This is a genomic window from Pseudomonas sp. GM80, from assembly GCF_000282515.1.
Classification (GTDB): Bacteria; Pseudomonadota; Gammaproteobacteria; order Pseudomonadales; family Pseudomonadaceae; genus Aquipseudomonas.
Genome location: NZ_AKJD01000007.1, coordinates 21,432 through 42,733, shown reverse-complemented (window position 1 = coordinate 42,733; position 21,302 = coordinate 21,432). Strand labels below are relative to the sequence as shown.

The following is a 21,302-nucleotide window of genomic DNA, read 5'->3' as shown; positions in this document are numbered from 1 at the left end:
CCCCCGCCAATAACGGCTCGATCTATCAGGCCGGCTTCGAGCAGAACCTGTACAGCGACCGCAAGGCGTTCCGGGTCGGTGACATCATCACCATCACCCTGAACGAGCGCACGCAGGCGAGCAAGAACGCCAACTCGCAGATGGACAAGAACAGTGACAACAAGATCGGCCTGACCTCGTTGTTCGGTTCCAGCCTGACCACCAACAACCCGATTGGCGGCAACGACTTGAGTCTGAACGCCGGCTACAGTGCCGACCGCTCGACCAAGGGTGATGCCAAGTCCGGGCAGAGCAACAGCCTGACCGGTTCGATCACTGTGACCGTCGCCGACGTGCTGCCCAACGGCATCATCGCCGTGCGCGGCGAGAAGTGGCTGACGCTGAACACGGGTGACGAGCTGGTCCGCATCGCCGGCCTGGTGCGCGCCGATGACATCGCCACGGACAACACCGTGTCGTCGACCCGGGTCGCCGATGCTCGCATCACCTACTCGGGTACCGGCGCGTTTGCCGATACGAGTCAGCCAGGCTGGTTCGACCGTTTCTTCCTCAGCCCGCTGTTCCCTTTCTAGGTGGCTACGTTGAATTTCAAACACCTGATGCTGGCTGCGACCTTGATGTCCGCAGCCTTTGGTGCCCACGCCGAGCGGCTGAAAGATATCGCCAGCATTTCCGGCGTGCGTTCCAACCAGTTGATCGGTTACGGCCTGGTGGTCGGGCTTAACGGCACCGGCGACCAGACGACGCAAACCCCGTTCACCCTGCAGACCTTCAACAACATGCTCTCGCAGTTCGGTATCAAGGTACCGCCGGGATCGGGCAACGTGCAGCTGAAAAACGTCGCGGCGGTGTCGATCAGTGCCGACTTGCCGGCGTTCGCCAAACCGGGTCAGCAAGTCGACATCACCGTGTCCTCGATCGGTAACTCCAAGAGCCTGCGTGGCGGCACCCTGTTGCTGACCCCGCTCAAGGGTATCGATGGCAACGTCTATGCGGTCGCTCAGGGCAACCTGGTGGTCGGCGGTTTTGATGCTGAAGGCCGTGACGGTTCGAAGATCACCGTCAACGTTCCGTCGGCCGGTCGCATCCCTGGCGGTGCTTCGGTGGAGCGTTCGGTACCGAGTGGTTTCAATCAGGGCAACAGCCTGACGCTGAACCTCAACCGTTCCGACTTCACCACTGCCAAGCGCATCGTCGACAAGATCAACGACATGCTCGGCCCTGGCGTGGCCCAAGCCATCGACGGCGGCTCGGTACGCGTGACTGCACCGCTCGATCCGAGCCAGCGCGTCGACTATCTGTCGATCCTGGAAAACCTCGAAGTCGATCCGGGCCAGGCTGTGGCGAAAGTCATCATCAACTCGCGCACCGGCACCATCGTCATTGGCCAGAACGTGAAAGTCTCGCCAGCCGCCGTGACCCACGGCAGCCTGACCGTGACCATCACCGAAGACCCGATTGTCAGCCAGCCAGGTCCGCTGTCCAACGGCCAGACCGCTGTCGTACCGCGTTCGCGGGTCAACGCCGAGCAGGAAGCCAAACCGATGTTCAAATTCGGCCCGGGCACCACCCTCGACGAGATCGTGCGTGCGGTGAACCAGGTCGGCGCGGCGCCGGGTGACTTGATGGCGATCCTTGAAGCATTGAAGCAGGCCGGCGCGTTGCAAGCCGACCTGATCGTGATCTGAGGCCGACCTTTATGGATATGCGCAAAAGCGGTCTGGTCAGTAGCAGCGATTCGGGGTCTTACTCTGACCTCAATCGTCTGAACCAGCTCAAGGTCGGCGACAAGGACAGCGATGCGAACATGCGCAAGGTGGCGCAGGAATTCGAATCGCTGTTCCTCGGCGAAATGCTCAAGTCGATGCGTTCGGCCACTGAGGCACTGGGCCAGGACAACCCGCTGAACACGCCGGCAGCCAAGCAGTATCAGGAAATGTACGACCAGCAATTGGCGGTGTCGCTGTCCCGCGAGGGCGGTGGTATTGGTCTGGCTGACGTGCTGATGCGCCAGATGTCGAAGAACAAACCGCTGGCGCCGGGTGAGGCGGCTGCCGCGTCCGCCGCCAAGCAGGAAGCCGCGCTGGCCAAGGCCGCGGCCGTGGCAACGCCGATTGCTGCCGGCACCGTCGCCACCAACGGGCCGTTGTCGCGCCTCAATGGTGAGCGTCCGTTGTGGGCGTCGCGCTCGGTGAGTGCGCCGAACACGCAGTTGGCGCATCGCAATGACATGGAAATGATCAATCAGCGCCGTCTGGCCTTGCCGCCGAAACTGGCCGACCGTTTGCTCGCCGGCCTGGTGCCGTCGGCCACGACCAATGCCACGACGCAATTGCCGCAACGCGCAACGACGACGGCGGCGGCGACGACCGGCTCCGGCGCGCTGTACAACGGCGACTGGCTGGCCCGTGCGGAAAACGAAAAAGCCTCCGGCGGCCAGATGCAGGTTTACGGTCGCGCCATGGCGCAGATTCCGTTGGCACCGGCGAAAAAAGCCTTCAGTTCCGCCGACGAATTCGTCAACACCATGCTGCCGATGGCCAAAGAAGCTGCCGACCGCATCGGCGTCGATCCGCGTTATCTGGTGGCGCAAGCCGCACTGGAAACCGGCTGGGGCAAATCGGTCATGCGCGCACAGGATGGCAGCAGCAGCCACAACCTGTTCGGCATCAAGGCGAGCAGCAACTGGAAGGGCGATTCGGCCCGTGCGATCACCAGCGAGTTCCGCAACGGTGCGATGGTCAAGGAGACGGCCGAGTTCCGTTCCTACGCCTCGTACAAGGACAGCTTCCACGATCTGGTGACTTTGCTGCAGAGCAATAATCGCTATCAAGAAGTGCTGAAGTCGGCCGATAACCCAGAACAGTTTGTACGTGAGTTGCAAAAGGCCGGTTACGCCACCGACCCGAACTACGCGACAAAGATTTCGCAGATTGCCAAGCAGATGAACGTAACTCAGAACTACGCTGCGGCGGGCGTTACGACAACGCCTCTATAAAACATAAAGTAAGGTTTGAACCATGAGTTTGCTCAACATCGGGATGTCGGGTTTATCCGCTAGCCAATCTTCGTTGATGGTGACCGGCAACAACATTGCCAACGTCGATACGGCCGGCTACTCGCGCCAGCAAACCGTGCAGAATTCAAAAAGCTCGATTCAGAACGGCAACCTCTGGATCGGCACCGGTACCACCCTCGCCGACGTGCGCCGGGTGTACAACAGCTACATCGATGCGCAATTGCAGACCACCACCTCGCTCAACAGCGATGCAGCGGCGTATCTGGGGCAAGCCACCCCACTGGACAAGTTGTTGTCCGACAGCGGCACCGGCCTCAATGGCGCGCTGACCAAGTTCTTCGCCTCGGTGCAGAACGTCAACGCCAAGCCGGGTGATGATGCTTCGCGCCAACTGCTGCTCAGCGATGCGCAGGCCTTGAGCGCGCGTTTCAACTCGGTGTCCAGCCAGTTGAATGCGCAGAACCAGGACATCAACGGCAACCTGTCGAGCATGGCCGACCAGGTCAACAAGCTCGCTGCGACCATCGGCCAACTGAACCAGAAGATTTCCGAAATCTCCAACGCCGGCGGGCAGCCCAACGAGCTGCTCGATGCGCGTAACGAGACGATTCGTCAGCTGTCGACCTTCACCGGCGCACAGGTCGTCGAACGTGACGGCAACATGGACATCTACTTGGGTAACGGTCAGCCGCTGGTGATGGGCAGCACGGTCAGCAAGCTGGAAGTCACGCCAAGCAAAACCGATCCATCGCGCATGGCCCTGCAGCTCAATAACGGCTCCAGCACCATCGACATCACCTCGGGCATCACCGGTGGCGAAATTGGCGGCCTGCTGCGTTATCGCAGCACCGTGCTCGACCCGGCAATGAACGAACTCGGTCGCGTCGCGCTGGTCGTTGCCGATCAGATGAACACGATTCAGGCGCAAGGCATCGACAAGAACGGTGACTTCGGCGGCAACCTGTTCAACAGCATCAACACCGCTGCCAACATGTCTTCGCGCAGCACCGCCACGATCGGCAACAGCGCCGGTTCAGGCAAATTCGATGTCAGCATCGAAGACACCGGCAAGCTGACCATCAACGATTACAAAGTGACTTTCACCAGCGCCACGGACTACACCGTGCAGCGTCTGCCGGAAGGCACCGCGATGGGCGCGTTCAGCACCACCACCAACCCACCACCGGTCATCGACGGCTTCTCGTTGAAACTCACTGGCGGCACGGCAGCGGCGGGCGACACGTTCAAGATCACCCCGACCCGCAATGCCGCCACCAACATCAAGACCGAGATGACCGACTCCAAACGTCTGGCCATCGCCGCTCCGTTGGGCGCCGCCATTGCGCCGGGCGGTAGCGGCACGCTGTCGATTCCGGCCAGCGGTCAACCGACCCTGACGACCCAGTTCGACATCTACGATGCGACGACCACCACCGCGATGCAGAACGGCATGAAGTATTCGACGCCGGTCAAAGTGGTGTTTGGTGATCCGTCGGCCGATGGCACCAGCCAGGGTTATCAGTTGCTGGATGCCAAGGGTGGCGTGCTCAGCAGCGGCACCATCAAGCCAGGACAAAGCAATACCTTGAGCCTGAGCATTCCGCTCAAGGACTCGACCGGTGCGGCGATTCCGCCAGCGCCTGCGACTCAGTACTCCGTCAGCTTCGACATGACCATTGCCGGCTCTCCAAGCTCGGGTTCGGCGATCAACGTGTCGCTCAGCCAGCCCGGCACGCTGGACAACCGCAACGGCACCGCACTGGCTGATTTGCAGACGAAGCAAACCGTCGACACCGGTTCGGCCAGCAAAGGTATTTCCCTGACCGACGCCTACGGCAAGCTGGTCGAAGGCGTGGGCGCCAAGGCCGCCCAGGGCAAACTCGACAGCGCCGCCACTGAAGCGATCCTCGCCAACGCCAAAGGCGCTCGCGATTCGCTGTCCGGCGTCGACCTCGACGAAGAAACCGGCAACCTGGTCAAGTTTCAGCAGTACTACACCGCGTCCTCGCAGATCATCAAGGCTGCGCAGGAAATCTTCAGCACACTGATCAACAGTCTTTAAGGAGTCGTAAACCATGCGCATTTCTACCGGCCAGTTTTACGAGTCCTCGGCAGCCAACTATCAGAAAAACTTTGCCAACGTGGTCAAGAGCAGCGAAGAGGCAAGCAGCCTCGTGCGCGTCAACACGGCGGCAGATGATCCGGTGGGTGCCTCGCGTCTGCTGCAATTGGGTCAACAGGCTTCGATGCTGGATCAGTACGAAACCAATGCCACCACCATCAAGGGCACTCTGGGTACAGCCGAATCGGTCATGACCAGCATTACCAACGTCCTGCAGCGCGCCCGTGAATTGGCTGTCGGTGCCGGTAACGCCGGTTACACCGACGCCGACCGTCAGGCGACTGCTTCGGAGCTGGGTCAGATCGAAGAGCAACTGCTCAGCCTGATGAACAGCAAAGATGAAAACGGCAAGTACATTTTCGCCGGTTCCAAGGGCGACACCGTTCCGTTCTCCCGCAACGACGACGGCACCTACAGCTACAACGGTGACCAGGTGACCCTCGATCTGGCGATTGGCGACACCATGAAAATGGCCACCAACGTCACCGGTTGGGAAGCGTTCCAGCAAGCCGTCAACACCAGCCGCAGCCAAGTGTCCATGACCGCACCGGCCGTCGATGATGGTCGCGTGACCCTGTCCAATGGCCAGGTGTCCTCGAGCGTGACGTATAACAGCAAGTTCCGCAGCGGCGAGCCGTACAACGTGTCGTTCGTCAGCGGTACGCAGTTGAAGATCACCGACTCGGCGGGTAACGATGTGACCGCCGAAGCCAGCCAGGGTGGTACGTTTGATCCAACCAACAAGGCCGGTCAGACCGTCAGCTTCCGCGGCGTCGATCTGAACCTGAACATCAATCTGCAGACGGGTGACGTGCCTGGCACAGTGTTGCCGGGCCACACGTTCACGCTGGCAGCCAAGCCGGACAGCTTCACCGCTACCCGCAGCCCGGGCAACCCGTCTTCGGCTCAGGTGACTGGCAGCAGCATCAGTGACCCGGCGGCGTATCACGCCAGTTTCCCGACCGGTTCGGCGGTGATGAAATTCACCAGCGCCACCGCGTTTGATCTGTATGCCGCGCCATTGACGGCCGACAGCAAGCCAGTATCCAGCGGTACCGTGGTTGCAGGTGTTGCTACCGCATCGGGCGTGAGCTTCAATCTGACGGGCACCCCGGCGGCGGACGACCAGTTCAGCGTGGCCGTCAACACCCACGAAACCCAGAACATTCTGGACACCGTGAGCCAGTTGAAAAGCGTGCTGAACACGCCAACCAATGGTGATCCGATCGCCACGCAGAAATTGCAGGCAGGTCTGGCTTCCGGTCAGGCCAACCTGGCCAGCGGCACCGATCAATTGTCCAGCGCGATCAGCTCGGTCGGTGGTCGCGGCGCCTCGCTGGTCACCCAGAGCGATACCAACCAGTCGCTGGTGCTGGCCAACGCGCAAACGCAATCGTCGATCCGTGACTCGGATCCGGCCGAAGTAATGACTCGCCTGACCCTGCAACAGACCATGTTGCAAGCTTCGCAACTGGCCTTCAGCAAGATTGCGCAACTGGGCTTGTTCAACAAGATCTGAGTCGTGCCTGTCGAGTTGCCAACCGTCTTTTCCTAAGCGGTTACGGGGTCTCTGCCTGAACAGGGCAGGGACCCGCCGCTCGAGAGTTACCCGCCGTGAATCAACACCCCCTCGTCAGCATCGTCATCCCCGCTTGCAATCCGCGCTTTTTTGAACAGGCGTTGATGAGCGCCCTCGCGCAGACTTACGAACATCTTGAGATTGTTGTCTGCGATGACTCCGCGGATGGGCGTATTCGCGACATCGTCGAATCGTTTGTCGAGCCGGCGTGCCCGGTCCGTTACCTGCGTAATCCGCAGCGTCTGGGCTTGCAGAAGAATGTCTTGCGTTGCATCGAAGAGGCGCAGGGCGAGTTCGTCAAAGTGTTGTGCGATGACGATCGGCTGTTCGCCCCGAGCATTGCGCTGCAGGCCCAAGTGCTGGTAGAGCACGCTGACGTCAACCTGGTGTGCGCATTGCGCATGTTCAGTGATGCGGGCAATTTCATCCTGCCGCCACGGGTCGACAACTGCCGTTTTTCGCCCCAGGACGCCGTACTGAAAGGTGAAGACATGCTGGCGATTTTTGCCAGCACACCGAAGAATTTCATCGGTAATTTCAGCTCGACACTTATGCGTCGCGCCGATGTGCTGGAGCTGTTGCCGTCGCTGATTCAAGAAGGTGCCGGGTTTGTCGCGATGCTCGATTTCGCCTTGTTCGTGTGCCTGCTGCGTCGCGGCAACATGGCGGCCTTGAGTACGGTGTTGAGCACTGAGCGGCTGTACCCCGAGCGCTTCAGTAAAACCCCTGAAATGCTTCGCGCTGCAACCGTCGAGTGGACGTGGCTGACGCAAATGCTGGCCGCCCGCACGGGTGAGGCGGCGCCTGCGTCGGGCTGGGTGCGTTACATCGAACTGAGCAAAATCAACGGCCCTCTGCATGCCTGGGAAGAACTGTGCGTGGCGCGCATTCTGGGTAATCGCAACACTGTGGTGAACGGCCGCGTCGGCGGTACCAGTGAGAGCTACGCGGATTTCTATCGCGAGTGGCTGGCGATCCGACGCTTTTCCGACATCGAGCAGAAGCTCCTGCCGCAACGCATCGACCGCTGGGCCTCACGCGCGAAAATCGTGCCGATCATCGTCGACAGCGGTGCCGATGCCGGGGCGCTTGAGGTCACCCTGGCGAGCCTCGACGCCCAGCTCTATTCAGCGCAAGCGGTGTTGCTTTTGTCCGATGCGATATGCCCGGCCCGTGAGCGGGTTGTCCAGTTACCGTTCCAGCAGGATTGGGCGCGCCAGCTGAATGCCGTGGTGCCGCAACTGGAAGGTGCCGACTGGTTTTATCTGCTGCACGCGGGCGATCGGCTCAGCGAATCTTCCCTGCTGATTCTGGCCGAGCGCATCAGCGCCTCGCAACACATGCAGTGCGCCTACAGCGATGAAGGCGCATTGATCGGCGGTGAGTCGATTGATCCGGTGTTCAAGCCCGACTTCAATCTCGATCTCATGCGTGCCTATCCGTATGTCGGGCGCACGCTCGCGTTCGCGTGCCAGGGCTTTATCGAGCACGGCGGTTTTGACCCGGTGCAAGGTGAGTTGGCGCCGCACGATCTGCTCTGGCGCCTGGTGGAAGCCGCCGGGCCCCAAGCGATCGAGCACATTGCCGAGATTCAACTGGAGTCGAGCCTGACGTACGCCGACTGGCTGTCGTTGCCTGCGGTGATCGAGCGCAACGCGGCGATGGTTTCCGCGCATCTCGACCGTATCGGCGTGGCGCATGCCATCCGCCACGACGCCTTGCCGTTGATCAATCGCGTCGATTATTTTCTCGAAGGGCAGCCCAAAGTCTCGATCATCGTGCAGGCGGGCGATGCGTTGTTCGCCTTGCAGCGTTGCGTCGAAAGCGTGATCGAGCGTACCGCCTACGGCCATTACGAGATCCTGATCGTTGACACCGGTGCCGGCGACACAGCCATGGGCGAATGGCTCGATGCCATGGCTCAGCTGGGGGCAGCGATGTTGCGGGTGGTGCGTTATGCCGGCGATGCGAACGACGCGGCCATCCGTAACTTCGCCGCCGAGCAAGCCTCGGGTGAATACCTGTTGTTGCTCAGCGCACACAGTGTGATTTGCGAAGGCGACTGGCTCGACGAGTTGCTCAACCATGCGCGACGTCCGGAAGTCGCCGCCGTCGGCGCGCGAATTCTCGGCCCCGAGGGTTCAATTGTCAGCGCGGGGATGATTCTCGGGTTGGCGGGGCCGGTGGGCTCGCCTTTTTATGGCGAGGACGCAGCTTCGCGCGGCTACATGCAACGTCTGCATGTCACGCAGAACTGGAGCGCGCTCAGCAGTCACTGCCTGATGCTGCGCAAGCAAGTCTTCGAAGAGTTGCAGCAGTTTGACGAGCAGACTTTCAGTCTCGGCCTGAGCGATGTCGACCTGTGTCTGCGTGCCGGTCAGGCGGGCTATCTGCTGGTCTGGACGCCTTACGCCAGCGTGGTTCTCGCGCCGCACGCAACACCTGCAGCTGGGGCGGCCACGGCGGCGCTGCGCGAGCAGGAGCAGGAAACCTTCTATCGTCGCTGGCTGCCGAAGATCGCCAAGGACCCGGCCTACAGTCCGGCGTTGAGCCTGGGGGTGTCGAGCTTCAGCCTGGAGCCGTCGTTGCGCGATAACTGGAATCCGTTCTGCAGCCGTGATTTGCCGCTGGTGCTCGGGTTGCCCGTGAACAGTTCGGCCGTGGGTTTTTATCGGGTCACGGCCCCTTTGAGTGAACTTGAAGCTGCCGGCCGAGTGATTGCCCGGGTGGCATACGAGTCACCCTCGACCGTCGAGATCGAACGCCTTTCACCGGACACCATCATCCTCCAGGGCCGCTACAGCGAGGGCGCTGCCGGGGACATTCTGCGCATGAAGAAATACTCCGGCGCATTACGTATTTTCGAACTCGACGACTACATCGTCAGCGCGCCGAAAAAGAACACCCACGCGCGTAATAAACCGGTCAATACCGAACAGATGTTGCGCGAGGGCATCGGCCTCTGCGATCGCGTGGTCGTCACCACACAGCCACTGGCCGATGCGTTGTCGAGCATGCACAGCGAGATTCGCATCGTGCCGAATATGCTCCCGCCCGATCCGTGGGCGACCTTGACCAGTCAGCGTCGCACCTCGAAAAAACCCCGCGTCGGCTGGGGCGGTGGCACCAGTCATACCGGCGATCTGGAAATCATTGCCGACGTCGTGCGCGAGCTTGCCAATGAAGTCGAGTGGGTGTTCTTCGGTATGTGCCCGGAGGGATTGCGCCCCTATGTGCATGAATTCCACTCGACCATCAGCCTGCAAAGCTACCCGTTCAAACTGGCGAGCCTGAATCTCGATCTGGCCCTGGCGCCGTTGGAGTTCCACATCTTCAACGACTGCAAGAGCAACCTGCGCCTGCTCGAATACGGTGCCTGCGGCTACCCGGTGATCTGCACCGACACCGAGGCCTATCGCGGCCATTTGCCGTGTACCAAGGTCTACAGCAACAGCACGGCCGAGTGGTTGCAGGCGATCCGCATGCACCTGGCCGACCCGGAAGCCAGTTACCGCATGGGTGATGAACTGAAAGAGGCGGTGCACCGCGATTTCATGTTGCGCGGTGACAACCTCAATCACTGGCTGTGGGGCTGGCTGCCGGACTGATCCGAGGTCGGTGGTTACGAAAAAACGCAGGCAACTTCACGGTTGTCTGCGTTTTTTTTGCCTGTACCTCAGCCTTCGATATTTTCGGTCGATAGATGACAGATGTTCGTCCATTCGAATGCGTGAGGGATCGCATCAGGGACAGGTTTCAACCACAACGCAGGGAAGACACACATGGCTGTGATCAATGGAACGAGTGAAACGGATTATCTTCTGGGTACCGACGAAGATGATCAACTCTATGGGATGGAGTCGGATGATTTTCTGATTGGCAGCAAGGGCGCGGATCTGCTCGATGGAGGAGAGGGGTTCGACACCGTGTATTACTACGGTGATGGCGTAGAGTCTGTGCACGTCGAGTTCAACAACGGCATGTTGGCTGTGAGCGGTGGTGATGCTGATGGCGACACGCTGGTCAATATCGAAAAGGTCGTTGGCACCTATGGGCGCGACACGTTCGTCGGCAACTCTGCGGGTATTACCTTTGATGGCTATCTGGACGATGACCTGTACATCATCGGCAGTGAAGGGGTGACCGCCATTGAGGTTGAGGGCGGTGGCTACGATGAGATGCAGACCTCCCTCAATACGATCAAGCTTGATGCATACGTTGAAAAACTGGTGTTTACCGGCTCGGGTGATTTCACTGCCTACGGCAATGAATCCGACAACGTGATCATCGGCGGCGCCGGCAATGATGTGTTGCACGGTGGTGCGGGTGCCGATGAGTTCTTCGGTGGCGCAGGCTTTGATATGGTCAGCTACGCCGACAGTGATGAAGGCATCATTTTGAACCTGTCACTGGGTGGCGGGGTGTCGGGCATTGCAACGTCTGACCGTTACACCGACATCGAAGGGTTTCGCGGTTCGGACTTTGACGATGTGTTTATTTCAGGTGATACGCCCACAGTGTTTGACGGCGCCGAAGGCTACGACATCGTCGATTATTCGAGTTCCGCAGAGGGTGTAAATGTCGAATACCGCGACGGAATTTTCCTGCCCGGTGTGGGTGGCAATGCCGAGGGTGATGTACTGCTGAATGTGGAAAAAATCGTCGGTAGCTATTCGGCGGATCATTTCACCAGCAACACGGCCGGGGTCATTTTCGACGGCGGAATGGGCGATGATGTCTACACCGTCGGGATTGCCGGTGTGACCCTTGTCGAGGCGCAGGACGGCGGTACCGATTCGCTGTTCACGAGCCTGACAACGATGACCCTTGATCCGTTTATCGAAAACCTGACGTACACCGGTACAGCCGACTTTACCGGTTACGGTAACGCCGAAAACAACGTGATGATCGGCGGCAGCGGCAATGACCTGTTCTTTGGCGGCGCGGGAGGTGACGCATTCAATGGTGGCGAGGGGGTCGATACCGTCAGCTATGGCGACAGTGACCAGGCGGTGGCTATTGATCTGACTTGGGGAGGTCACGGTACGGGGATTGCCCAGGGTGATGCCTACCTGGATGTCGAAAACTTTCGCGGCAGTCAGTTTGACGATGTCTTCTACGCGACACAGGCGCCATGGCCGACGTTCGACGGCGCCGAAGGCCGTGATCTGGTCAGCTTCAAGTATTCGATGATGGGCGTGACGATTGATTTGCGTGCCGATGCGCCACCTGATCGTGATGGCTACTCTGCTGCGCATTTCACCAGCATCGAATTGTTTGAGGGCAGCGATCAACGTGACAGCTTCATCGGTTCCAGCGCCGATGACATATTCATGGGCGGCGGCGGCAGTGACTTGATCGACGGTGGTGAAGGGCTGGACAGCGCCTGGTATATCACCAGTGCCGAAGCGGTAAATGTCAATCTGCAAACCGGTATCAACCAGGGCGCAGATGCACAGGATGATCAACTGACTAGCATTGAATGGGTGATGGGCAGTCATTTCAATGATGTCCTGACCGGCAACGATGCGGGCAACTACCTGGAGGGCGGGCGCGGCAGCGACCTGATTTATGGTGGCGAGGGTGCCGATCATCTCTATGGCGGTCTGGTCTCCAATATCGGCCCGATCAGCCTTGCAGGCGTGGCCGACGACGCGCAGGCCGACATGCTTTACGGTGGCGCCGGCGACGATGTTATCCAGAGCGCGGAAAACGACCTCGGTACCCAGGCGTTCGGTGAGGCTGGCGACGACAGCATCAGCGTGGTCAACGGCATGGCTGATGGCGGTGTCGGCCGCGACGTGCTGACGGGCAGCGGTAATGCCTACCAATTGTTTGGCGGCGACAATCAGGATCGACTGGTGCTCAACCTGCCGGGGCAAAACGCTTCCGGTGGTTTCGCCGATGGCGGGCAAGATGACGACACTTACGTGGTCAACACGACAGGGTTGGTGACTATCCAGGACAGCGGAAACAGCCTGAACGATACCCTCATCCTCAACGTGATCGCCAATGCCAGCCAGTTGAGTGTCAGCCGGATCGGCGATGACGCTTATTTGCACAGTGCCAATGATGGCAGTACCGGCATCCCTGTCAGTGGCGTCAAGCTGCAGAACTGGTACGCGAATGGCAACACCATCGAACACATTCAGACGGCTGACGGGCAGGTCTACGACTTGCCAGCCACCGGCGATGCGTTTGCCATGTTCGGCTGATCGGCTGATCGGCTGATCGGCTGATCGGCTGATCGGCTGGATAGCTTCAATTCGATAATGTAAACGCTGCATTGATCAAGGGACGAATCCACTGTCGGATTCGTCCCTTTTTTATGCCCGGGCACGCCACCGACGTAGAGCCTGCGCAGCTGGCGCGTTTCCTGCAAGTCCTCCTCAAATCGCCATAAAACGAGCGCTCGCGGCCATTCCAGCGGTGCCCGAATCGGCAAAAGGTTTAGCCAGCAGGCCCGCGAAGCTCAAGAAAGCTGCGCGCAGCCCGGTGAAGAACAAGAGGGGAGACGATGAAGGCAGTTATTTTGGCGGGTGGCCTCGGCACGCGCATCAGTGAAGAGTCGCACCTCAAGCCCAAACCGATGATCGAGATCGGCGGCAAGCCAATTCTCTGGCACATCATGAAGCAGTATTCCGCCCATGGAATCCACGACTTCGTGATCTGCCTTGGCTACAAGGGTTATGCGATCAAGGACTTCTTCGCCAACTACTTCCTGCACACCTCCGACGTCACCTTCAACATGCGCGAAAACCGCATGGACGTGCACCAGAACTACAGCGAGCCGTGGAGCGTCACGCTGGTCGACACCGGTGAGGAAACCATGACAGGTGGCCGTCTATTGCGCACGGCGCCGTACCTGAAAGACGAAAAAGCCTTTTGTTTTACCTACGGTGATGGCGTCTCGGATGTCGATATCGGTGCACTGCTCAAATTTCACGAAGCTCATGGAAAAATGGCCACGGTGACGGCTGTTCAGCCACCAGGACGCTATGGCGCCCTGCAACGTACCGGTGATCAGGTCATGGGGTTCACTGAAAAACCCCGTGGCGACGGTGGCTGGATCAATGGTGGTTTCTTCGTTCTGTCGCCGCAGGTTCTGCCCTACATTGCGGGTGATTCGACCAGCTGGGAAGCCGAACCGTTGATGCAGTTGGCCGAGCTTGAGCAACTGCGCGCGTATGAGCATTCGGGCTTCTGGCAGCCGATGGACACCTTGCGCGACAAGAACCATCTCGAAGCACTGTGGCAGAGCGGGGAGGCCCCATGGAAGCAATGGGACTGAGCCCGCAATTCTGGCAGGGCAAACGTGTACTGGTGACGGGCCACACTGGCTTCAAAGGCAGTTGGCTGACGCTCTGGCTGCAAAGCCTGGGGGCCGACGTCACCGGTTTCGCCCTTGATCCGTCGACCGAGCCGAGCCTGTTCGAACTGGCCCGGGTCCATGAAGGCATCAACGATCAGCGCGGCGATCTGCGTGATCTCGGCGCCTTGCTGGAAATCATTGCCGACACCGAACCGGAAATCGTTTTGCACCTGGCGGCACAACCGCTGGTGCGTGAGGGTTATCGCGATCCGCTGGGCACCTACTCCAGCAACGTCATGGGCACGCTCAATCTGCTTGAAGCGATTCGTCAGGTCGGTTGCGTGCGTGCCTGCGTGCTGGTAACCACCGACAAGGTCTACGCCAATCGGGAATGGCTGTGGCCGTATCGCGAAGACGAAGCCCTCGGCGGCCACGATCCATACAGCAGCAGCAAGGCGTGCTGCGAGCTGTTGGCCCAGTCGTATGGCGCCTCGTTTTTCCCGATCGAAAAGTACGCCGAACACGGTCTGGCGCTGGCCACCGCGCGTGCGGGCAACGTCCTGGGCGGAGGTGATTTTGCCCCCGAGCGCTTGATTCCGGATGTGCTCAAGGCCTGGTCGGCCGATGAACCGGTGACCCTGCGTTATCCGCAAGCAGTGCGCCCCTGGCAGCACGCACTGGAGCCGTTGGCGGGTTATCTGCAGTTGGCCGCCGGCCTCTACGAACAAGGCCCGGAGTACGCCGGTGCGTGGAACTTCGGCCCGGGCGAGGCGGACATGTGCAGCGTCGGTGAGGTGGTTGAATTACTTGCCAGCCGCTGGCCGCAAGCGCGCGGCCTGCGCATCGAACCGAGTGAATTGCACGAGGCCGGTCTGCTGCGCCTGGACAGCAGTCGCGCGCGTCAGCTGCTGGGTTGGCAGCCGCGCTGGTCATTGCAGGACTGTCTGACCCAGACCCTCGACTGGCACCTGGCGTGGCAGAACGGCGATGACATGCGCGGCGTCACCTTGAAGCAATTGCATCTGTACCAGGAGCGCTCATGACCGATTTCACACTGCAGGCCACGGAACTGGAAGGCTTGTACCTGATTGAGCAAAAGGTCTTTTGCGATGATCGCGGGCGCTTTGCCCGACTGTTCTGCCAGACGCGCCTGACCGCCCAGGGCCACCCGTTTGCTATCCGCCAGATCAATCACTCGCGTACGGTCGAAAAAGGCAGTGTGCGCGGGCTGCATTATCAGAAAGCCGGGTATGCGGAATCCAAGCTGATCACCTGTGTACGCGGTGCGGTATGGGATGTTGTCGTCGATCTGCGGCCGCAGTCGCCCACCTATTTGCAATGGCACGCCGAAGAGTTGCGGGCTGACGACGGGCGCAGCCTGTTGATCCCGGCGGGGTTCGCCCACGGTTTCCAGTCGTTGACCGACGATTCCGAGGTGCTGTACCTGACGGACGCCGACTACGCGCCGGATCACGAGGCCGGCCTGTCGGTCAACGACCCGACGTTGTCGATCCCGTGGCCGTTACCTGTCAAAAACTTGTCACTGAAGGATTCGAGTCATCCATTGCTCGACAAGGACTTTGCGGGAGTGTCGTTGTGACAAATCCACCAATGAGTGTGCTGGTGACCGGCGCCACCGGTTTTGTCGGCCGGCACCTGGTCAGCGCGTTGCTCGCCAAAGGCCTCAAGGTGCGCGCAGTCTCTCGTAATGTTGAAGCAGCGCGTGCTTTACCGTGGTTTGCCGATGTTGAATTCGTCGCGGCAGATATTCATGCGGCGGATTTCGATGTCGAAACCCTGGCCCGAGGGATGGACGCCATTGCTCACCTGGCCTGGAGCGGGTTGCCGAACTATCAGGCGCTGTTTCATTTCGAGCAAAACCTGCCGTGCGACTACGCCTTTCTCAAGCGCGTGATCGCGGCGGGTATCGGTCAGGTGCTGGTGACGGGAACCTGTTTTGAGTACGGCCTGCAAAGTGGTCCATTGCGCGAAACGGCCGACGCCAGGCCCTGCACGCCTTATGGCTTGGCCAAGGACACCCTGCGTCAGTTTCTTCAGGCCTTGCAGCGTGAGCACGCGTTCACGTTGCAGTGGGCCCGATTGTTTTATCTGCATGGTGAAGGGCAAAACCCCAATAGTCTGTTGGCCAGCCTCGACCGGGCCATTGATGCCGGCGACGCGCAGTTCAACATGTCGGCCGGTGACCAGTTGCGTGACTACCTGGAAATCACCCAGGCCGCGTCCATGCTGGCCACGCTGATCGTCCGTGGCGACGTCGCCGGGATCATCAATTGCTGCAGTGGCAAACCGGTTTCCGTGCGGGCGCTGGTCGAGCAGCGGGTTCAGCAACGGCAATCCTCGATCGCCCTGAATCTGGGGCACTACGGTTATTCCGCCCATGAGCCCATGGCGTTTTGGGGTGATGCCCAACGGATCTCGCAATTAAAGGGTGAAGAACATGCAGCATGAGCTTTATCGGGCCAGTGGACTGCCGGTGCTGCAGAACCGCACCTTTGCCACCGCTGAACAGGCGCGGGCCTCGGGTGCTGCAGACATCGTCCTGGTGCAGGACAGTTCGAGCGGGCTGATCTTCAATCAGGCCTTTGATGCCAGCAAGCTCAGCTACGACGCTGACTATCAAAACGAGCAGGCGCATTCGGTGCAGTTCCAGCAGCATCTGAGTGCTGTCGAAGCGATTCTGGCACGCCATTTCAAGCATCAGAACCTGATCGAAGTCGGCTGTGGCAAAGGTTACTTCCTCGAAATGCTGCGCGGCCTCGGTTACGCCATCACCGGCATTGATCCTTCCTACGAAGGTGACAACAACGATGTGATCAAGGCACCGTTCACCCGCGAGCTGGGCCTTTCGGCTGATGCAATCGTGCTGCGCCACGTGCTTGAGCATATCCAGGACCCGGTAGCGTTTCTGGCGCAAATGGCGGCGGCCAACCAAGGCGGGCAGATCTACATCGAAGTGCCGTGCTTTGACTGGATCGTCGAACACAATGCCTGGTTCGATGTGTTCTACGAGCACGTCAATTACTTCCGTCTTGCCGACTTGCGCGCAATGTTCGGGACGGTGCATGAAGCCGGCCATCTGTTCGGTGGACAGTACCTGTACATCGTCGCCGACCTGGCGACGTTGCGCCGCGAACCGGTCGAGGCGCCGCAGTGGCTGACGCTGGCCAATACGTTTACCGCCAGCCTGGAGCGTGCCGTGCAGATCATTCAGGACGCCCCTGCACAGGGTTCGGCGATCTGGGGCGCGTCGTCCAAGGGCGTGATCTATTCGCTGGCCCTGCAGCGTGCCGGCGTCGCGGTCGACCATGTGGTCGATATCAACCCGGCCAAACAAGGCCGTTATCTGCCGCTCAGTGGCGCGCGGGTGTCCTCGCCACAGGAAGCCATGGACGCCTTGCCGGAAGGCGCCAATCTGTTTGTGATGAACTCCAATTACCTCGAAGAGATCAAGCGGATGACCGGTGGACGTTATGTCTATCACGCCGTCGACAGCGCTTCGTTTCAATGACCCTTGAGAATTTTCAAATGACCGACAACAGCATCCAGAAAGCTTTCGAAGCCGAATGCCAGGAAGAGATCGCCCGGCAGGGTGACGACCAGAAAGTTGTGGCACTTGCCCGTGAGTTCTTCAACGAATCGGCCAGGCACAAATACAGCTATCACTTCTCGTGGATGGGCCGCCCGATCATCCAGTTGCCACAAGACATGATGGCGATGCAGGAGATCATCTGGCAGGTCAAGCCGGACCTGGTCATCGAGTGCGGTATCGCCCATGGCGGTTCGATCATCTACTACGCCTCGTTGCTGGAGCTGCAAGGCCACGGCGAAGTGCTGGGCATCGACCTCGACATTCGCCCGCACAACCGCGAAGCGATCGAAAGCCACCCGATGGCCAAACGCATCAAAATGATCGAAGGCTCGAGCATCGACGCCGGCATCGCGGCGCAAGTGCAAGCGGCGGCCAAAGGCAAGAAAGTCATCCTGGTGCTCGACTCCAACCACACTCACGATCACGTCCTCGAAGAGCTGCGTCTGTACGCACCGCTGGTGTCAGTCGACAGCTACTGCGTGGTCATGGACACCGTGGTCGAAGACATGCCGGCTGACTTCTTCCCGGATCGTCCATGGGGGCCGGGCGACAACCCGAAAACCGCGGTGTGGAAATACCTGGAAGAAAACCAGGATTTCGAGATCGACCAGCAGTTGCAGAACAAGCTGCTGATCACCGTGGCGCCGGACGGCTATCTGCGTCGCGTTCGTTAATCAAAAACAGTTTCAGGCGTCTGGCAACAGGCCGGTTGTGGGGATAGAAAATGCAGGTTCAAAGCAGTAATCAAACCAACGTGACTCCGCTGAACGAGCTGTTCACGGTGGTGATCATCACCCACAACCGCAGTGCGTTCCTGCGCCGCACTTTGCACTACTACAGCAGCTACCCGGCGAAGGTGCTGGTGCTTGACTCGTCCACGCAGCGCGATGAGGGTATCGAGGAGGATTTCCCGTATGCCGACTATCGCCACTTGCCTCAGTACTCCTACAAAGGCCTGCAAGACAAGTTGACCTGGGGCGTTGCGCAAGTGACTACGCCGTTCATGGTATTTGCCGCTGATGACGATTTTCTCCTGCACGATGCACTGACCGAGTCGGTGCGGTTCCTGCACGCCAACCCCGATTACGGCCTGTGCCACGGTTACGGGATCATGTACCTGACCCGCGACACGGAAGTGAGTTATTTCCGCCGGGAAAGAAAGGTGCATGAGGACTACAACAGCGAGAGTGCCGAAGATCGCGTGTTGCAGTTCATGGACAACTTCCTGCCACCGTTCTATGCCGTGACACGCACCGACCTGCTGCAAAAATGGTACAGCCTGTTACCGCCAGGTACCGGTTTCGAATGGCAGGAAATCGGTCACACGTTCTATCTGTTGTCCTGTGCCAAGGCGCGCATCCTGCCGATCCCGTTTGCCGTACGCGAACTGAATTATGCCGCCTCCGAACACAACACCAATGTGTTGACGGTGCTGACGTTCACGGATGCGAAAACCGTCGCCGATCGTGAACAGTTTGCCGAGTTCCTTGCCTCGATTCCGACCCCGCTCAGCGACAAGCCCGTCGCCGAGATCAAGCAGATCGCGCTGAACAGTTTCGCCACCGTGGCCGAATGTCTGCTCGCGGGACGCACGCTCAAGGGCACGTTGATCATCCGCTCATTCTGGCGTGAAGCCGCAGAGCCGCCCGTGCGCATGTTCGGTCCGGAGCAGTTCGTCGAAATGCCGTTCTACAACAAACCGGTGTTCGATCTGTTGACCGAGTTCGAATTTCTCCTGCACGCGATGCCGGCGGGCAAGTTGCAGTTGCAATTGCTCGAGGGGATTTTGCTCAAGCAGCATGAGTTGTTGCGTGTTCACCCCAATGACAACGAGCGCACCGTACGGGCCCGGCTGTGGGAAGCATTGAGCCTCAACGTGTTCAACCGCACCGTAGTCAAACGCCTGGTCGAGTCGCTGAAAAACGCTGATGAGCCCGAAGAGTTGGCGAAACTGCAGGGCTGGGTCCAGCGTCTGGACAGCGTGCCGGGGCAGGATAATCGTCAACTGTTCGAAAACATGCCATCCGGTCAACTGTTGCAATGGCTCGATGCTCGGGACCCGCAACCGGCACAACTGACGGCGATCGCGCAACACCTTGGCCAACACGGTGGCGGTCCACGTTTCGGCATTCTGTTGCTGGACCTGGATGCCGACATGGTCAAGCTGCAAAGCACCTTCGACAGCCTGGTCGGTGGCTATTGCAAGGCATTCAATCTGGTGGTGTTCACCACGGGTGATTTGCCAGCCACCACCACCGTGCGCGACACCGTGCACTTCGTCAAAGTCAGCAGCAGTAACTACGTTGCGCAGATCAATCAGCTCATCGAGCAGTCCAGCGCCGACTGGATGCTGTTGGCCGAGGCGGGCGATCAATTCACCGCCAGCGGGCTGTTGCGCGCCAGTCTTGAATTGCAGGGTGTCGACGGTGTGCGTGCGGTGGCCATGGACGAATTGCAGCGCAAGGCCAACGGCGCGCTGGTCGATGTGTTCCGTCCCGGGGTCAACCTGGATCTGCTGCAAAGTGTGCCGTCGCTGATGGCCCGCCACTGGCTGATCAATCGTCAGGCGCTGGTGCAGGCGCGTGGCTTCACGGCGGATTACCCGCAGGCACTGGAATTGGATCTGCTGTTGCGTCTGATTGAAGACGGTGGCCTCGGTGGTCTGGCGCACCTGGCCGAACCGCTGCTGATCTGCAACGCAGCAGCCGAGGAGGAGAACGTCCAGGAGCGCCAGGTGCTGACCCGGCATCTGGCCGCGCGCGGCTATCGCGCCCAGGTCAGTTCGTCGCTCCCGCAAACCTGGCAGATCGACTATCAGCATCCGTCACGACCGCTGGTGTCGATCGTGCTGCGCAGCGAGGACAACCTCGAGCAACTGCAGCAGGTTCTGGTCAGCGTGTTGCAGCGCACGCGTTATCAGCAGCACGAAATTATCATCGCCGACAATCACAGCCAATCCACGGAATTGGCCGCCTGGCTGGCCAGTCTGGACGGCAAGGGCAAGCGCATCCGGGTATTGCGCAGTGACGTGCGCCTGAGCGCATCGGCGCTGACCAACTTCGCTAGTGCCCAGGCCAACGGTGAGTACCTGGTGCTGTTGGCGGCAGATGCCGAAGTGGTCAACGCCAACTGGCTCGAAGCGCTGGTCAATCAGGCGCAGCGTCCGGAGGTCGGTTTTGTCGGCGCGAAGTTCATGGACAACCGGGGCGTTACCACCCAGGCGGGTCTGGTGCTCGGCCTGAATGACCACCTGGGCTCGGTATTTGTCGGTGAACGCAAAGATGCCAAGGGTTATCTGTTCGGCCATCAGGTAGAGCAAAACTACTCGGCCCTGTCCGGTGCGTGCCTGATGATTCGCAAAGCGCTGTTCGATGCGGTCGGCGGCCTCGATGAGGAGCATTTTGCCGATGCGTTCGCCGACGTCGACCTGTGCCTGAAGATCACCGATGCCGGTTATCTGGGCGTCTGGACGCCTCAGGCGCAACTGCTGCATTCGGGGCTGTTGCCGCAAGCCACCCAGGTCCGTGCGGCTCTGCGTGACAAGTGGCAGACGCGCTTCGCGCAGGACGCAACGTATAACCAGAACCTTTCCCTGACCGGCAAGGGCTTCACCCTCGGCCAGGCCTCCGGCATCGACTGGGCGCAATTGCTCGCCTAGGC

14 protein-coding genes are annotated in these 21,302 nt (G+C 59.9%); all 14 read left to right on the top strand.

Annotated elements, in window-relative coordinates:
- Positions 1 to 572 (top strand): flagellar basal body L-ring protein FlgH (gene flgH, locus PMI37_RS00855; RefSeq protein ID WP_008077093.1); only part of this gene is annotated, 572 nt, incomplete at its 5' end.
- Between the two features lie 27 nt (positions 573 to 599).
- The gene (locus tag PMI37_RS00850; RefSeq protein ID WP_081500479.1) at positions 600 to 1,688 is read left to right on the top strand and encodes a flagellar basal body P-ring protein FlgI; all 1,089 of its coding nucleotides are present in this window, start codon (positions 600 to 602) and stop codon (positions 1,686 to 1,688) included.
- An 11-nt stretch (positions 1,689 to 1,699) separates the two neighbouring features.
- Positions 1,700 to 2,998 carry a flagellar assembly peptidoglycan hydrolase FlgJ gene (flgJ, locus tag PMI37_RS00845; protein WP_008077090.1) on the top strand — a complete coding sequence of 433 codons (1,299 nt, stop codon included), beginning with the start codon at positions 1,700 to 1,702 and terminating at the stop codon, positions 2,996 to 2,998.
- Positions 2,999 to 3,020: 22 nt separating this feature from the next.
- Positions 3,021 to 5,081, top strand: coding sequence for a flagellar hook-associated protein FlgK (flgK, locus tag PMI37_RS00840; RefSeq protein WP_008077088.1), 2,061 nt, complete (start codon positions 3,021 to 3,023; stop codon positions 5,079 to 5,081).
- A 13-nt stretch (positions 5,082 to 5,094) separates the two neighbouring features.
- Positions 5,095 to 6,660 carry a flagellar hook-associated protein 3 gene (locus PMI37_RS00835; protein ID WP_008077087.1) on the top strand — a complete coding sequence of 522 codons (1,566 nt, stop codon included), beginning with the start codon at positions 5,095 to 5,097 and terminating at the stop codon, positions 6,658 to 6,660.
- Positions 6,661 to 6,755: 95 nt separating this feature from the next.
- Positions 6,756 to 10,328 (top strand): glycosyltransferase, encoded by a 3,573-nt coding sequence (locus PMI37_RS00830; RefSeq protein ID WP_045122903.1) that lies wholly within the window; start codon positions 6,756 to 6,758, stop codon positions 10,326 to 10,328.
- Positions 10,329 to 10,502: 174 nt separating this feature from the next.
- Positions 10,503 to 12,935, top strand: a complete 2,433-nt coding sequence (locus tag PMI37_RS00825) for a calcium-binding protein (RefSeq protein ID WP_008077085.1) — start codon at positions 10,503 to 10,505, stop codon at positions 12,933 to 12,935.
- A 302-nt stretch (positions 12,936 to 13,237) separates the two neighbouring features.
- Positions 13,238 to 14,011 carry a glucose-1-phosphate cytidylyltransferase gene (gene rfbF, locus PMI37_RS00820; RefSeq protein WP_008077084.1) on the top strand — a complete coding sequence of 258 codons (774 nt, stop codon included), beginning with the start codon at positions 13,238 to 13,240 and terminating at the stop codon, positions 14,009 to 14,011.
- The gene (gene rfbG, locus PMI37_RS00815) at positions 13,993 to 15,075 is read left to right on the top strand and encodes a CDP-glucose 4,6-dehydratase (protein ID WP_008077083.1); all 1,083 of its coding nucleotides are present in this window, start codon (positions 13,993 to 13,995) and stop codon (positions 15,073 to 15,075) included. The genes rfbF and rfbG overlap by 19 nt, the downstream gene beginning before the upstream one ends.
- Complete coding sequence (rfbC, locus tag PMI37_RS00810; RefSeq protein ID WP_008077082.1) at positions 15,072 to 15,632, top strand: dTDP-4-dehydrorhamnose 3,5-epimerase; 561 nt, start codon at positions 15,072 to 15,074, stop codon at positions 15,630 to 15,632. Before rfbG ends, rfbC begins: the two co-directional genes overlap by 4 nt.
- Before the next feature lie 11 nt (positions 15,633 to 15,643).
- A complete protein-coding gene (locus PMI37_RS00805; protein ID WP_045122902.1) occupies positions 15,644 to 16,501 on the top strand; it encodes an NAD-dependent epimerase/dehydratase family protein in 858 nt (285 codons plus the stop codon).
- A complete protein-coding gene (locus PMI37_RS00800) occupies positions 16,491 to 17,561 on the top strand; it encodes a class I SAM-dependent methyltransferase (RefSeq protein ID WP_008077080.1) in 1,071 nt (356 codons plus the stop codon). Before PMI37_RS00805 ends, PMI37_RS00800 begins: the two co-directional genes overlap by 11 nt.
- A 17-nt stretch (positions 17,562 to 17,578) precedes the next feature.
- Positions 17,579 to 18,316 carry a cephalosporin hydroxylase family protein gene (locus PMI37_RS00795; protein WP_045122901.1) on the top strand — a complete coding sequence of 246 codons (738 nt, stop codon included), beginning with the start codon at positions 17,579 to 17,581 and terminating at the stop codon, positions 18,314 to 18,316.
- Between the two features lie 50 nt (positions 18,317 to 18,366).
- Positions 18,367 to 21,300 carry a TIGR00180 family glycosyltransferase gene (locus tag PMI37_RS00790; protein ID WP_008077078.1) on the top strand — a complete coding sequence of 978 codons (2,934 nt, stop codon included), beginning with the start codon at positions 18,367 to 18,369 and terminating at the stop codon, positions 21,298 to 21,300.
- Positions 21,301 to 21,302 lie beyond the last annotated feature (2 nt).

Excerpts from the sequence above, each read along its gene's own strand:
- PMI37_RS00850 (WP_081500479.1), top strand. The coding sequence starts at position 600 with ATGCTGGCTGCGACCTTGATGTCCGCAGCCTTTGGTGCCCACGCCGAG.
- flgJ (WP_008077090.1), top strand. The coding sequence starts at position 1,700 with ATGGATATGCGCAAAAGCGGTCTGGTCAGTAGCAGCGATTCGGGGTCT.
- flgK (WP_008077088.1), top strand. The coding sequence starts at position 3,021 with ATGAGTTTGCTCAACATCGGGATGTCGGGTTTATCCGCTAGCCAATCT.
- PMI37_RS00835 (WP_008077087.1), top strand. The coding sequence starts at position 5,095 with ATGCGCATTTCTACCGGCCAGTTTTACGAGTCCTCGGCAGCCAACTAT.
- PMI37_RS00825 (WP_008077085.1), top strand. The coding sequence starts at position 10,503 with ATGGCTGTGATCAATGGAACGAGTGAAACGGATTATCTTCTGGGTACC.
- rfbF (WP_008077084.1), top strand. The coding sequence starts at position 13,238 with ATGAAGGCAGTTATTTTGGCGGGTGGCCTCGGCACGCGCATCAGTGAA.
- rfbG (WP_008077083.1), top strand. The coding sequence starts at position 13,993 with ATGGAAGCAATGGGACTGAGCCCGCAATTCTGGCAGGGCAAACGTGTA.
- rfbC (WP_008077082.1), top strand. The coding sequence starts at position 15,072 with ATGACCGATTTCACACTGCAGGCCACGGAACTGGAAGGCTTGTACCTG.
- PMI37_RS00805 (WP_045122902.1), top strand. The coding sequence starts at position 15,644 with ATGAGTGTGCTGGTGACCGGCGCCACCGGTTTTGTCGGCCGGCACCTG.
- PMI37_RS00800 (WP_008077080.1), top strand. The coding sequence starts at position 16,491 with ATGCAGCATGAGCTTTATCGGGCCAGTGGACTGCCGGTGCTGCAGAAC.
- PMI37_RS00795 (WP_045122901.1), top strand. The coding sequence starts at position 17,579 with ATGACCGACAACAGCATCCAGAAAGCTTTCGAAGCCGAATGCCAGGAA.
- PMI37_RS00790 (WP_008077078.1), top strand. The coding sequence starts at position 18,367 with ATGCAGGTTCAAAGCAGTAATCAAACCAACGTGACTCCGCTGAACGAG.